The sequence below is a fragment of the Ahrensia marina genome, from assembly GCF_001293565.1.
Classification (GTDB): domain Bacteria; phylum Pseudomonadota; class Alphaproteobacteria; order Rhizobiales; family Rhizobiaceae; genus Ahrensia; species Ahrensia marina.
In genome coordinates this window covers 146,381-160,787 of sequence record NZ_JXMU01000010.1, presented here as the reverse complement: position 1 = coordinate 160,787, position 14,407 = coordinate 146,381, and the positions used below count along the sequence as shown (strand labels likewise).

Below are 14,407 nucleotides of genomic sequence, written 5' to 3'. Positions count from 1 at the left end.
ACCGGCAAGTAAATGCCGATGCCATGTGCAAAATGTTTATTGGGATGTTTGTGAGAAAAAGTCGGAGCGTGTGGCCACCGAGTGAACAAGCTTGATGGATGCGCGCCGCTGTGCAGGCGAATTGGCAATAATTGCATCTTTTAAAAGCTGCCGGTGTGTCTCCGGCTGAAACTGGATTTTTTCGACATATAGCCGGTCCGCGCTGTGATCTGGTCGAATCAGTGTAAAATATTGGCTTTGCCTTAGACCGATGAGCGCAAGGCCTCTTAAATTTGTCACCGGCAGGGACAGCCCGACAATATTGCTGCTGTTGCGCGCTGAAATGATACGGGTGTCGGTAAAAGCCGCATTCACGCTGTAGGTGACACGGCTATCCAGCGTAACGATATCGTCGGGAATATCGTGTTCCGGACAGATTTGGGCGTTGTCTAGTTTCGATTTTAGAAGTCTTGCAAACAGAGTGTTTTGCTGTTGCTGTGCTTCAAAAAGCTTATGCAATAGAGCGGCATTGCTTTGCGTTAAAATACATTCATGAGAAATCATGATTAGTCTCCTGGCACCCGAAGGGCATTTTCAATGATGAAAGTGGACTGTTCCCCTGGCAGCACGATTGTGCCGCGCAGGGGCTAAAATCCTGCCAGCAGGCATCCTCCTGATAGAGCTAATCTGTTGAATGTATCGTGCGTGTTCAGCATTATTGCGCCGCCCGATCAAAAGCTTCCTGTTCGGCATTGGCGGAAATGATGGTCAGCTTATGCTTTTCACCGTTTGGTGCTGTCCAATTAATTGATTGCCCGACACGCAGACCAATCAATGCCGCACCGATGGGTGTCAGGATAGAAATTCTGCCGCGTGAAATGTCGGCATCAACCGGAAACACCAGCGTAACGGTTCTATGCTCACCATGATCGGTTTCATAAGTCAGGGTAGAGCCCATCTTGACGGTGGTTGGCTTGACCAAATGATCGGGCTTAACCGTCGCGCGATCAAGCTCCGACATCAGAAAGTCTGCTACCGCGCTGTTGGAACGGGCGGTTGCTTCGGCAAGATTGGTCAGTCTGGTAAAATCGGTTTCACCGATTATTATTCTTGGAGATGAAGAGGTCATAATGCGTTCGCTTAAAAACGTCATTGCACCGCGAAGCGCACAGCAATGAAGCGCTTACGATCAATGGCAGATTAATAAATGGGGATCCCGGTTTTCTCCGGGAAAGATCGGTTTATCCGATAATCAACGCGCCCCGATATCGATGCATGACTGCACGATTCGGGGTCTAATTCCGTGCCGGAATTACCCTCAAGCAATAGCGATTATGTGCCGGTGCGTTTTTCATAGAATTAAGGCTACATCAAAGCCCAAAGCTGTCAAGCTCAATCAAAGCTTTGTGGGAAGCGGCGATCCGGAAATTCCGGACCGCCGGTATTGTGAAGCGCTGCGCGCGTTCATATCAATCAAGATAGTTTTCAAGCGGCGGGCAGGTGCAGACGAGATTTCTATCACCAAAGGCGTTGTCGATACGGCCCACGGACGGCCAGTATTTATCAACCCTGAATGCACCGGCGGGGAAACATCCGGCTTCGCGCGAATAGGGGCGATCCCATTCGGCAATCAGATCGGCTGTTGTATGCGGTGCATTTTTCAGCGGATTGTTTTCCGCATCCATGTCACCGCTTTCAATGGCTGCAATCTCATTGCGGATAGACAGCATTGCATCACAAAAGCGGTCAAGCTCGGCTTTTGTTTCGCTCTCTGTCGGTTCGACCATCAATGTCCCTGCAACCGGCCAGCTCATTGTCGGCGCATGGAAACCGCTATCAATCAGGCGCTTGGCAATATCCTCAACGGTGACATGGGCACTGTCTGCAAACGGTCTTGTGTCTAAAATGCACTCATGGGCAACACGTCCTTTGCGGCCCTTAAAGAGAACATCAAAGCCGTCTTCCAGACGTTTGGCGATGTAGTTGGCGTTCAGGATTGCGATCTTGGTTGCCTGCGTTAAGCCGCTGCCGCCCATCATCAGGCAGTAGGCCCAACTGATCGGCAGGATGGATGCAGAGCCATAATTTGCACTGGATACGGCGCTTTCATCATCCGCGGGATTGCCCGGCAGGAAAGGTTCAAGATGGCTTTTCACACCAATTGGTCCCATGCCGGGGCCGCCGCCGCCGTGCGGAATACAAAATGTCTTATGCAGGTTCAAATGGCTGACGTCGGAGCCGATCTCGCCCGGCTTTGCCAAGCCGACCATCGCGTTCAAATTAGCGCCGTCCAGATATACCTGTCCGCCAAACTCATGTGTGATATCACAAATTTCGCGAACGGTTTCTTCAAACACGCCATGCGTTGACGGGTAGGTGATCATGCAAGCCGCCAGACGGTCTCCGGCCGCTTTTGCCTTTTCGCGGAAATCGTCAATGTCGATATCGCCGTTTTCAGCCGATTTAACAACGACAACTTCCATACCTGCCATTTGAGCGGATGCCGGATTTGTGCCGTGCGCGGAGACGGGAATAAGACAAACATTGCGCTCATTGTCACCGCGCGAACGGTGATAGGCGCGAATTGTCAGAAGGCCCGCATATTCGCCTTGCGCGCCGGAGTTCGGCTGCATTGACATCGCGTCATAGCCGGTGATCATGCATAGTTTTTCCGACAGGTCGGCGAGCATTTCATTATAGCCTTCAACCTGTTCGCTTGGCGCGTAGGGGTGAAGATTTGAAAATTCCGGCCATGTGATCGGCATCATTTCCGCAGCAGAGTTCAGCTTCATGGTGCAGGAACCAAGCGGTATCATCGCACGGTCCAATGCCAGATCGCGGTCTGCGAGCCTGCGCATATAGCGCATCATTTCCGTTTCAGCGCGGTTCATCTGGAAGATGGCATGCTGGAAATATTCAGTTTCTCGTACCAATGCCTCCGGCAGGCAATAATCCGGCTCTTTATTATCAATGCCATCTTTAATGCCAAAGGCCTCCAGCAGGTCTGAAAGCGATTCAAGGCGTGTTGTCTCGTCGACAGAAATGCCCAATTTGCTTGTGCCGATTTTGCGCAAATTGATTTTGCGTGCCCGTGCGGACTCTAAAATTGCGCCCTGCATGGCGCCGACTTCGACGCAGATTGTATCAAAAAACGCGTTGTGTTCGAGTTCAAACCCGTTGGCGGACAGGGCTTTTGCAATGCGTGCCGCTTTAAGGTGGATTTGCTGGGCGATGGCTTTGACGCCTTCCGCGCCATGAAAGACAGCGTAAAAGCCCGCGATCACGGCAAGCAAAGCCTGCGCTGTACACACGTTTGATGTCGCTTTTTCACGGCGGATATGTTGTTCGCGTGTTTGCAGTGACAGACGGTATGCCTGATTGCCGCGCGCATCTTTGGAAACGCCAACAATACGGCCAGGCAGGGAACGCTTATAGGCATCACGGCATGACATATAGGCGGCGTGCGGCCCACCAAATCCCATCGGTACACCAAAGCGCTGCGTCGATCCGACAGCAATATCCGCGCCCATTGCGCCCGGCTCTTTGAGCAAGGCCAGCGCCATCGGGTCTGCAATCACAATGCCGAGCGCTTTTTCGTTGTGAAGCGCTTCAATCTGCGATGTGAAGTCCTGCAATCCGCCGCGTGTGCCCGGATATTGGAAAATCGCCCCAAATACGGCTGCTGGGTCCAATTGCTCAACCGGGCCGACGATGATTTCAATGCCGAGCGGTTCGGCGCGGGTTTTCATCACATTGATGTTTTGAGCGTGGCAGTTTTCGTCAATAAAGAACTGCTTTGCTTTAGATTTGGAGACGCGCTGCGCCATTGTCATGGCTTCGGCTGCCGCAGTGCCTTCATCGAGCAGGGAAGCGTTGGCAACGTCCAAGCCTGTCAGATCACAGATCATGGTCTGGAAGTTGAGCAGGGCTTCGAGGCGGCCCTGACTGATCTCCGGCTGATAGGGCGTATAGGCCGTGTACCAAGCCGGATTTTCCAGAATATTACGTTGGATAGCAGGCGGCGTTACCGTGCCATAATATCCCTGGCCGATCATCGATGTAAAAACTTCGTTCTTATTGGCGACTTCCCGCATGTGCCAGAGCAGGTCGCGTTCCGACAAAGGTTTGCCGAAATCTAGCGGCTCTTTTTGACGAATGCTGTCGGGTACAGTCTGGTTAATCAAGTCATCAAGACTTTTGACACCGATAACCTTAAGCATGTCAGCGATTTCAGCAGGGGAAGGACCAATATGGCGCCGGTTGGCAAAATCATATGGTTCGTATTTTGTCGGAACAAAAGACATTTATAAAGGCTCCGTTAAGCGATCATCGCGTTGTAGGCGGTTTCATCCATCAGCGAGTCCAGCTCGGAAGCGTCTTTCAGCTTCATCTTGAAGAACCAGCCAGCGTCAAGCGGATCGCTGTTTACAAGCGCGGGCTCATCGCCAAGCTTCTCGTTCACTTCGACAATTGTTCCATCCAGCGGTGCAAGAATGTCAGAGGCGACTTTTACGCTTTCAATAACAACAACATCGTCACCTTTTGATACGTCGGTATCGGCATCTGGCAGTTCGACAAAAACAACGTCGCCTAGTTGTTCCGCGGCATATTTTGTAATGCCGACAACCACGAGGTCACCTTCGGCACGTAGCCATTCATGTTCTTCTGTGAACTTCATATTTATAATCTCCGAAATTATTATCGTTTAAAATTTAAAGGCGTGAAGGGCAGAGTGCAAATGCGCGCGGGCAGACGTTTGCCGCGCACATCGCCAAAAACAACCGTGTCTGTGTCAGAATGGTCTGCGCTCACATAGGCCATGGAAACAGGGCGCTCGACTGTCGGGCCAAAAGCACCGGAGGTCACTTCGCCAATCGCTGTTTCATCATTTTCGCTTGCAAAAAGTTTGGTGCCAGCGCGCATCGGGGCACGGCCTTCAGGCTGTAAGCCGACCCGTTGACGCTTAACGCCATTGTCGAATTGGCCAAGGATATGCTCGGCGCCGGGGAAACCGCCAGCGCGCGCACCATCCTTGCGCCGTGATTTTTGAATGGCCCATTGCAGTCCGGCTTCCAAAGGGGAGGTCGTTTCGTCAATATCGTTACCATAAAGGCAAAGTCCCGCCTCCAAGCGCAAGCTGTCACGTGCGCCCAAGCCGATTGGTAATACATCTTCGCTGGCCAGAAGTTCTTCGGCCAATTTTATGGCTTGGGAATCCTCAACGGAAATTTCAAAACCGTCTTCACCGGTATAACCCGAGCGCGAAATCCACAGCGTGCCAAAGCTACTGTTAACAATGCGCACATCCATAAAGCGCATGTCTTTAACGTCAGGTACGATCTGGCTTAAAACAGCTTCCGAGGCAGGGCCTTGCAGCGCCAGAAGAGAGCGGCCGCTGATTGTTTCAACCTTGCACTGAAGGTTCTTCTCCATATGCGCAATGTCAGCATCTTTACAGGCCGCATTGACGACAACAAAAAGATGGTCGCCTCTATTGGCGATCATGATGTCGTCCAAAATACCGCCGTTCTCATTGGTGAAAAAACCATAGCGCTGTCTGCCTTCAGGCAGATTTGCCACATCAACCGGCACAAGCGTTTCCAATTGCAGAGCAGCGTCATCGCCATGCAGCAAAACCTGTCCCATATGGCTGACATCAAAAAGACCGGCCTTGGCGCGGGTGTGCAGATGCTCCTTCATTACACCGGCGGGATATTGCACAGGCATCTCATAGCCTGCAAACGGCACCATTTTGGCACCGAGATTCAAATGTAGTTCATGAAGTGCAGTTGTTTTTAAATTTTCCATCCGGCCCTCTCAATTAAACCGGATGATCCGGCACCAGTCATACCGCGGATGCGGATGATGATACCCCCTCTGTCTATGTGCCTGAGATTGTTATCCCTTCGGCGGGCCTTCGGCCTCTCTCCAGAGTCATTGCACTAAATTGGTCCATTTGCCTGAGAGTTTCCGGGGTGGTTGCTCCTTCGGCATCGGTAAGTCCGATTCTCCCAAAATAGTGAAATGACGTTACATTTTATATGAATTTACTGTCAATATGATTCAGCGCCGCGAGAAGCACGCAGATCGGTCTTTCACCAGAATTATGGCTCAAGCGATCTGGCTTTGCCTAAATGTTTGATCTTGGGGAAATGGATCTTCCCTCGGTTAGCCCGGCCACTTTCTCAACGATGGAATTGGCATCAATGCCGAAATGTTTGTAAAGATCGCCGATTGTTCCTGTTTGGCCAAAATGTTCGACACCCAGCGGAATTGTCTGATGGCCTTTCACCGAACCAATCCAGCCAAGTGTTGCAGGATGACCGTCAATCACGGTGACGATTTTACAATGGTCCTGCAAATCACCGAGCAATTTCTCCAAATGGCTTTCAGCCGATTTTGTGCCCCGCGCACGGGCACGCTGCGCCGCTGTCCAGCCTGCATTGAGACGGTCGGCGGAGGTTATGGCCAACACGCCGATGTCACGCCGCCTCTCGGCGATTATGCCGGCGGCTTTTATCGCTTCTGGTGCGACAGCGCCCTGATAGGCAATGACGACTTCACAGTTCGGGCCGGGCTTGCGCAGCCAATAGGCACCGTCAATCGCGCCTTGCCTGAAATCATCGTCAATGCGTTTGCCGGGTTGTTCGATCGGATTGGTTGTCAAACGTAGATAGACTGAACCACCGGTTTCATCGCGTAGCCAGGTACGCTCATCGGGATCGCCTTCGCCGTCGCGCTGCATATAATCAAATGCCCACTGCATGATGACAGCAAGCTCGTCGGCAAAGGCAGGTTCAAAGCTGGCAAGCCCGTCCTGACTCATGCCGATCAGCGGTGTTCCGATGGACTGATGTGCGCCGCCTTCAGGTGCGAGCGTGATACCTGACGGTGTGCCGACAATCATAAACCGTGCATCCTGATAGCAGGCGTAGTTTAGCGCATCGAGACCGCGCGCCACAAAGGGGTCGTAGACCGTGCCGATGGGTATAATGCGTTTGCCGAACAATGAATGGGACAATCCGGCGGCACCAAGCAGCAGAAACAGGTTCATCTCGGCAATGCCAAGCTCAATATGCTGGCCTTTCGGGGTGAATTCCCATTTTGCCGTTGACGGTATTTTCTCGTTGATAAAAGTGTCTGACTGCTCTGTGCGGGCAAATAGCTTGCGCCTGTTCACCCACGGGCCAAGGTTCGTGGTGCCGGTAACATCCGGTGATGTCGTGACAATGCGCGCGGCCAGATCGCTGTCGCCTTTGGAAAGCTCATCAAGAATTTTGCCGAACGCCATCTGGGTTGAAATTTCGCGGTCGCTGGACAGTTCGATTGCCGGAACGTCAAGCGTTTTATCCGCGTAGCGGCGAACGCCTTTTGCAAAGAAGGGGGCTTTTTGCAGCGCTTCCTGAAAAGCGGAAACGTCTTTTACCGTTGCGAATTTTTCCCACTCTTCACCTTCGGCAACGCCCATATGTTTTTGCCAGTCGGCCATTTGGGCCTTGTTCATCAGGCCGCCATGATTGTCTTTATGACCGGCAATCGGCGTGCCCCAGCCCTTGATCGTATAGGCCAGAAAACAAATGGGGCGATCATGGTCTATGGCGTCAAAGGTTTCGGCCATGGTCTGCACGCAATTGCCGCCCAGATTTTCCATCAATTCGGCCAATTGCTGGTCGCTGCGTGCTTCAATAAGTGCGGTAACGTCGCCCTGATCGCCAAGCGCATCCATCAAACGTTCGCGCCAGACTGCGCCGCCCATAAAGGTCAGAGCCGAGTATAGCTGGTTCGGGCAATTGTCGATCCACTCGCGCAGCTTGTCGCCGCCGGGTTCTTTGAATGCCGCGCGTTGCAGTGCACCATATTTGACTTTGACAACATCCCAGCCAAAAGCATCGAAAATTTTTTCAATGCGCTTGAAAAGGCCTTCCCGAACCACACCATCAAGTGACTGGCGGTTATAGTCGATAATCCACCAAGTGTTGCGCAGATCGTTTTTCCAGCCTTCCTGCAACGCTTCGTAGATATTGCCTTCATCCAGTTCAGCATCACCCACCAATGCGATCATGCGGCCGAGAGGCACATCGCTGCCCCAATCTTTCGCGGTGATATAATCCTGTATGATTGAAGCAAAGGATGTGATTGCGACACCCAAGCCGACCGAGCCGGTTGAAAAATCAACATCATCAATATCCTTGGTGCGGCTCGGATAGCTCTGTACGCCGTGAAACCCGCGGAAGTTTTCCATTTTCTCACTCGTTTGATTGCCCATCAGATATTGTATGGCGTGGAAAATAGGGGAGGCGTGCGGTTTAACCGCAACGCGGTCTTCCGGTCGAAGGGCGCTGAAATAAAGCGCTGTCATAATTGACACCATTGAAGCCGAGGATGCCTGATGCCCGCCGATCTTAATCCCATCCACCTTCGGGCGGATATGGTTGGCATTGTGGATCATCCAATGCGACAGCCACAACAACCGTTGTTCGATGGTTTTAAGATGTGCTTTGTCAATGTGGGACATGGTGCGCTTTTGCTTCCTTTGGACCGGTTGAGGGTGACGTACAGGGTGTGCCGGATCGCTGCCCGATCAATCACATGGCATGTTATGCGCGCCTAATGCCGCCTGTAAATCGTCGATAATATCCTGCGCGCCTTCCAGCCCGACGGATAAACGCACAAGGCCTTCGGCAATGCCGTGTTCAGCCCGTTCTTCGGGTGAATAGGTGGAGTGTGTCATGCTGGCGGGATGCTGGATAAGGCTTTCCGCATCGCCAAGGCTGACGGCGCGCTGGATGAGGTTCAGTCTGTTCATCACGGCAATTCCGGCAGCTTTTCCGCCTTTTACCTCGAACGGAATCATACCGCCGAAATTCGACATTTGCCGGCAGGCCAGTTCATGTTGCGGGAAGCTTTCAAGACCGGGATAAAATACATTCAGCACAGCCGGATGCGCCTCTAACGCCTTGGCCACCTTGAATGCGGTTTGGCAATGTCTTTCAACGCGCAGTTCCAGTGTTTTTATGCCGCGCAGAAGCAGCATTGCCGTCATCGGAGACATGACAGCGCCGGTCATATCCTTCAAACCCACAAGCCTGATCTGCGTGATGTCTTCCAAACTGCCGACGATCAGTCCGGCGACAACATCGCCATGACCGCTTAGAAACTTCGTGGCAGAATGTAGAACGATATCCGCGCCATGTTCGATAGGGCGTGTGATAACCGGCGTGGCGTATGTATTGTCGACAACAACTTTTGCGCTTGCACGATGGGCGATTTCGGAAATAGCAGCTATATCAACAAGCCTGTTGTTCGGGTTGGCCGGTGTTTCAAAATAGACAAGTTTGGTTTTGTCGCTGATTGCCTCTGTCAGATTGGCAGGCGTTGTCATATCAACCAGTTTAACATTGACGCCAAAGCGCGGCAGGCCGTGCGTCATGAACGCAAAGGTACAGCCGTAAAGCGTCTTGTCGATGATGATCTCGTCACCGGCCTCCAGAAAAGACCAGAGTGTCGAGGTGATCGCCCCCATGCCCGATGCTGTGGAAAGACCTGCTTCGGCACCTTCCAGATTGGCAATCCGCTTTTCCAGATGGTCCAGTGTCGGGTTGGAAATGCGGGTGTAGAAATGCCCTTCCTTTTCACCGGCAAACATTGCACCGCCGGCCTCCGCACTTTCAAACGTAAAAGTGGAGGTCATATAGATCGGCGGGTTCAACGCGCCATGTTCGGATTGAGCGTCATAACCGTGGTGGATGGCACGGGTCGAAAAATCTTGGGTTTTGTCACGCATGATAAGCCTCTATGTCTTTGAGGGCATTATCTGCTGTCAAAAAAGGTTTTTAGTTGTTATTATTGACCTGAATCTCAGGAATTTTGGAATATTATGTCAAAAATACCGCAAATAGATGCCATTGACCGCAAAATTATCAGAGCTTTGCAGCGCAGCGGACGCATGACGAATCTGGAGCTGGCGGCGGAAGTAAATCTGTCACCTTCGCCCTGTTTGCGGCGACTTCGAAATCTTGAAAATAATGGTGCCATTACCGGCTATAGTGTCGAGGTCAACGCAAAAGCATATGGCCTGCCGGTAACAGTCATGGTGCGTATCAGCTTGGATAAACACACCGAAGATGTGGTGCTGCGGTTTGAAGAGCGCATGAAAGCCATACCCGAAGTTTTGGAGTGTTTTGTCATGACCGGTTTGTCAGACTATCTGCTGCGGGTGGTGGTCAGCGATCTGGAAGACTATGAGCGCTTTGTAAGAGACAGGCTGCACCCGATTGGCGGAATCGGATCGATAGACACAAGTTTCGTTTATGGCGTGGTCAAGCGCACAAATGTATATCCTGAATATCAAGGGTAGGATTTTTGTTTCGCTTTTGTCTACGGCGATAAGAAAGCGAAAGCGCTTTTTTGGGTGCAGTTTGAGCGGGTAATCTGAGAGCGGCCGTTCTCGCCCTTTGCAGTACAATTGGCTGCCGCTTTTACTTTTTGTTTTGAAAAGTTTGTCTCCGCATTTCGCTGCGCGAATTTGCGTCTGGTGCCCCCTGCCGGAATCGAACCGGCACGATCTAATGATCGAGGGATTTTAAGTCCCTTGCGTCTACCAGTTCCGCCAAGGGGGCACGTGCTGAAAATCAGCCCGAAGCACTCCTAGCCAAACTGGCTATCAAACAAAAGCCCTTAATTGATAATCACGCTAATTTTTATGGGCATATTTATCCATTGTTGAGAACGACCGGATTTTTACGGCGCCACAAGAGAATAAACAGCATAAAGGCGCAGGCAATATCGGCGGCAATTATCACCTGATAGGCCATCTGGATGATCCCGCTTTCTGTTGGCATCATCATATAGGCACCAACAGCACCGATCAGCATAAAGATAAACACGAAATAGGCGATCCAGCGCCGGCCCGCCTGCATCAAATAGGCAAGCAGCAGATAGGCAACGCCGATACCCAGAAAAACAGCGTCCGTGATTTGCAGGCCGGACAATCCCGATATGACAATGTGGGCAATGCCGGATATTGACAGAAACAGTGAAGCCAGCTGATAGCGGCGCGGGGCGTTATCCATCGGTTTCACCTTCAGCTTGCGGGCAAGGATTGCCAGCGGCGGTCCATGCCAGAATATCCATGACGTTGATTTTGGCCGAATAGGGTGCAGGCTCGCGTCCCGGACCCGGATCCCAGCCCCAATGAACAAGTTCGTCATTGGCAATGTGTTCGGCAATGTTTTTCATTGTGCGCTCGCCATTGCGCTCCGGATCCTGAATCTGCGCACAAATCTCGGCAGAGGATTTTTCATACCATACCATTTCAGGCGGCGGTAAATGCCAGACATGGGCGCCTGGCGGCGCATGTTCAATCGAGCCGTTATGCTTGGTGTGACAGGTCGAACACAAAATGGTTTCCGCACCAACGCGGCTTTCTCCGGCTTTGACATTCATGCCGTGGGGTTGCGGTTCTGGGCCATATGAAGGGCCGGACCAGATCGGTATGCCGCCTTCATCAACATGGCAATTGGCGCAGCGCGGATGGGAGAATACTTCGTAAATTTTCGCCCAATGCTCCAAGCCCTTTTCTTCGGAAACCGAGCCTTCTTCCAGAAGTTCAACTTCTATTTTCTGTTCCGCTTCTTCCGCAAAAGAGGCGCTTGGCAACATGAATAATGAAAGTGCTATGAGGATGTTTTTCATTTTAATTCCTCACACAAAATCAATATGTTTGTTGAACGGCATTTCGCGAAGGCGTTTGCCGGTCGCGGCAAAAATTGCATTGGCGAGCGCTGGCGCGGCGGGTGGTACGGGCGGCTCACCGATACCGCGCACTTTGGCACCGTTTTCCAATGCGCGTACCTCAATGTTGGGGCATTGATACAGCCGCATACCTTCATGCTCATGAAAGTTGGATTGCTGCGCCATGCCATCGGAATAGGTGATCTGGCAGTTCATGGCATGGCCCAACCCCCAGACAACGCCGCCTTTGACCAGATTATCAAAGTTGATCGGGTCAATGACCTTACCGACTTCTGCGGCGACATAAACATTATCGATTTTAATGCCGTCTTGGGTGTTGGTGACCTCAATGACTTCGGCAACCGCCGTGCCGAATGACAGGCAAAAAGCAACACCACGGCCGCGGTTTTGTCCAAGGTCGCTACCCCAGTTTGACATTTCGCCCACAGCTTCCAGCACTTTGCGCGATGGTTCATGCCACATAAGCCGGATGCGTTCTTCCAAAGGGTCAGCGCCGGCTGCATGGATCAATTCATCCAGCGCGCAATCATGGAAAAACCCGTTTGAGGATGCGCCCACGGACCGCCATGATGAGATGGGGGCGAGCGCCGGTGCACGATAGCCGGTAGTCCGGTAATTCGGGATTGCATAGGGCTGCTCCCAAGCACCGGCCAGAATGGCAGGGTCAGGACCTGGAACCGGAAAACCTTGCCTGCCCATTTGCGATTCAATGACTGAAGGCATTGCAATCGAGAGATCAAAACTGTCGACTTTGCCGTCTTTGACTTTTCCTTTAGCGCGGGCCATTGCGATCTGGCGCGGATAATCATGCGCAAAATCTTCTTCACGGCTATAGGTCAGCTTAACCGGCGTTCCTTTGACCGATTTCGCAATTTCCACGGCCTGTTTGACAAACTCGTCCTCAAGTCGATGGCCAAAACTGCCGCCGACATAGGTGACATGAACAAAGACCTGTTCCTCGGTTAAGCCGGTGGCCTTGGCAACATTGGTGCGCACAAAGCCGGGAATTTGCGTGCCGGTCCAGATGTCAGCGCGGTCATCGGTAATTTTGGCAATGGCAGAGACCGGTTCCAGAGGTTGGTGGGCCACATAAGGCGCACGATATTCGGCTTCAAAATCAGGCGGGCCTTCTGCAAAAACATTATCGATTTCACCGTCATCGCGAGTACGGGCATCTTGCAGATCGGGCGTGAACGAGTCCGACAATGTCTGCCAGTGGTCATCCATTTCAGCAGGATAGGGCGCCGGACCCCAATCAAAAGTAACAGCTTCTGCCGCTTTGAAAGCACGCCATGTATTATCGGCAATGATCGCTACCCCGTTTTCCAAGGGGACGACTTTTTGAACACCGCGCATTTTTTCAGCTTCGCTGTCATCATAGCTGTTCATGATGCCGCCTTGGCGCGGATTGGTCTTGATCGCAGCATGAACCATGCCTTCGATTTCAAGATCTATGCCGTAATTCAGCGTGCCGGTCGACTTGGCGACAATGTCATGACGTAAGACCTGTTTACCGAGCAACCGCCATTCACTCGGAGCGCGCAACGTAACGTCCTTTACCGGTTCAATAGTTGCGGCAAACGGCGCAAGCTGAATATAGGAAAGGGCGCTTCCATCCGGCAGTTGAACCTGCCCGTTGGCGGTGTTCAATTGATCTACCGGAATGCCGGATTTTTGGGAGGCTGCCATTTTCAGCGTTTCGCGCGCAACAGCGCCGGCGTGGCGCAATTTTTCGTAAGCATCGGGGACAGATGTTGAACCGCCGGTAATCTGAAGCCCGAGAAACTTCATGATCGCATCGACGAATGAGCGCGCCGATTCCGCTGCAAAGCTGTCATCGGTTGGCCTGAAAGGCGCTCCTTCGTCAGACAATGCGGTATTGTAATAGGCAGGATCGGGAAGGCCCGGGTCTACCTTGATCTGATCAAGTTCGACATCCAGTTCCTCGGCAATCAGCATGGCTTGCATGGAGTACGCGCCTTGTCCTAAATCCGTGCGCGGTGTGATCAGTGTAATTCCTTCACCGTCAATTTTTACGTAAGGGGTGAGGGCGGCTTCATCCTCTTTCATGCTTGCGGCAAGCGGATTTTGCGGATCGCGTTTATACATATAAGCGCCAAAGGCAACACCGCCGGCGACTGCGGTTGAACCAATGAGGAAAGTGCGGCGCGTGAAGGTTTTAAGCTTGCTCATGCGGCACCTGCGCCAAGTTTTGAAGCCGCATCTTTGATCGCTTCACGAATGCGCGGATATGTGCCGCAGCGGCACAGATTGGCCGACATGTAATTGTCGATGTCCTCATCGCTGGGGTTGGCATTTTGGTCAAGCAAAGCCGCAGCTGACATGATCTGGCCGGACTGGCAATAGCCGCATTGTGCCACCTGATGGTCGATCCATGCCTGTTGGACCACATGAAGCGCATCGGGTGTGCCAAGGCCCTCAATGGTTGTGATTTCACCTTCAACATCGCTTGCCCGTATCGCGCATGACCGCACAGCGACCCCGTCGATGTGGACCGTGCAGGCACCGCATTGCGCGATGCCACAACCGTATTTTACGCCTTTTATGCCAAGTTCGTCACGCAGCACCCACAAAAGCGGCATGTCGTCTTCAACGTCCAGCGTTTCGGGTTTTCCGTTAATGATCAGCCGCATGAAGGTCCCGTCCGTGTGAG

12 protein-coding genes, 1 tRNA gene and 1 riboswitch are annotated in these 14,407 nt (G+C 52.3%); of the genes, 1 reads left to right on the top strand and 12 read right to left on the bottom strand.

Features of this window, described 5'->3' with window-relative positions; all coding sequences use genetic code 11:
- Nucleotides 1-36: 36 nt before the first annotated feature.
- From SU32_RS08225 to SU32_RS08195, 7 genes are all read right to left on the bottom strand, one after another.
- Nucleotides 37-543: a GreA/GreB family elongation factor gene (locus tag SU32_RS08225; protein WP_053998857.1), complete on the bottom strand. Its 507-nt coding sequence runs from the start codon at nucleotides 541-543 to the stop codon at nucleotides 37-39.
- A 151-nt stretch (nucleotides 544-694) separates the two neighbouring features.
- Complete coding sequence (gene rnk / locus SU32_RS08220) at nucleotides 695-1,108, bottom strand: nucleoside diphosphate kinase regulator (RefSeq protein ID WP_053998904.1); 414 nt, start codon at nucleotides 1,106-1,108, stop codon at nucleotides 695-697.
- Between the two features lie 340 nt (nucleotides 1,109-1,448).
- Nucleotides 1,449-4,283, bottom strand: coding sequence for an aminomethyl-transferring glycine dehydrogenase (gene gcvP, locus SU32_RS08215; RefSeq protein ID WP_053998856.1), 2,835 nt, complete (start codon nucleotides 4,281-4,283; stop codon nucleotides 1,449-1,451).
- A gap of 14 nt (nucleotides 4,284-4,297) precedes the next feature.
- Complete coding sequence (gene gcvH, locus SU32_RS08210) at nucleotides 4,298-4,657, bottom strand: glycine cleavage system protein GcvH (protein WP_053998855.1); 360 nt, start codon at nucleotides 4,655-4,657, stop codon at nucleotides 4,298-4,300.
- 20 nt (nucleotides 4,658-4,677) lie between these two features.
- Nucleotides 4,678-5,787, bottom strand: coding sequence for a glycine cleavage system aminomethyltransferase GcvT (gcvT, locus tag SU32_RS08205; protein ID WP_053998854.1), 1,110 nt, complete (start codon nucleotides 5,785-5,787; stop codon nucleotides 4,678-4,680).
- A 130-nt stretch (nucleotides 5,788-5,917) separates the two neighbouring features.
- Nucleotides 5,918-6,003: riboswitch (glycine riboswitch) on the bottom strand.
- 106 nt (nucleotides 6,004-6,109) lie between these two features.
- The gene (locus tag SU32_RS08200; protein WP_053998853.1) at nucleotides 6,110-8,494 is read right to left on the bottom strand and encodes a transketolase-like TK C-terminal-containing protein; all 2,385 of its coding nucleotides are present in this window, start codon (nucleotides 8,492-8,494) and stop codon (nucleotides 6,110-6,112) included.
- Between the two features lie 66 nt (nucleotides 8,495-8,560).
- Nucleotides 8,561-9,763: a methionine gamma-lyase gene (locus tag SU32_RS08195; RefSeq protein WP_053998852.1), complete on the bottom strand. Its 1,203-nt coding sequence runs from the start codon at nucleotides 9,761-9,763 to the stop codon at nucleotides 8,561-8,563.
- Nucleotides 9,764-9,856: 93 nt separating this feature from the next.
- Between SU32_RS08195 and SU32_RS08190 the strand changes: the two genes are divergently transcribed.
- On the top strand, nucleotides 9,857-10,336 hold the full coding sequence (locus SU32_RS08190) for an Lrp/AsnC family transcriptional regulator (protein WP_053998851.1): 480 nt from the start codon (nucleotides 9,857-9,859) through the stop codon (nucleotides 10,334-10,336).
- 175 nt (nucleotides 10,337-10,511) lie between these two features.
- On the opposite strand, the gene SU32_RS08185 is transcribed toward SU32_RS08190, so the two are convergent.
- The 5 genes from SU32_RS08185 to SU32_RS08165 form a co-directional block, all read right to left on the bottom strand.
- Nucleotides 10,512-10,598, bottom strand: a tRNA-Leu gene (locus SU32_RS08185).
- A gap of 93 nt (nucleotides 10,599-10,691) precedes the next feature.
- On the bottom strand, nucleotides 10,692-11,051 hold the full coding sequence (locus SU32_RS08180) for a hypothetical protein (protein WP_053998850.1): 360 nt from the start codon (nucleotides 11,049-11,051) through the stop codon (nucleotides 10,692-10,694).
- Nucleotides 11,044-11,673 (bottom strand): hypothetical protein, encoded by a 630-nt coding sequence (locus tag SU32_RS08175; protein WP_053998849.1) that lies wholly within the window; start codon nucleotides 11,671-11,673, stop codon nucleotides 11,044-11,046. Before SU32_RS08175 ends, SU32_RS08180 begins: the two co-directional genes overlap by 8 nt.
- Before the next feature lie 9 nt (nucleotides 11,674-11,682).
- Entirely contained in the window at nucleotides 11,683-13,926 is a 2,244-nt protein-coding gene (locus SU32_RS08170; RefSeq protein WP_053998848.1) for a xanthine dehydrogenase family protein molybdopterin-binding subunit, read from the bottom strand.
- The gene (locus SU32_RS08165; protein ID WP_053998847.1) at nucleotides 13,923-14,387 is read right to left on the bottom strand and encodes a (2Fe-2S)-binding protein; all 465 of its coding nucleotides are present in this window, start codon (nucleotides 14,385-14,387) and stop codon (nucleotides 13,923-13,925) included. The genes SU32_RS08170 and SU32_RS08165 overlap by 4 nt, the downstream gene beginning before the upstream one ends.
- Between the last annotated feature and the right edge of the window lie 20 nt (nucleotides 14,388-14,407).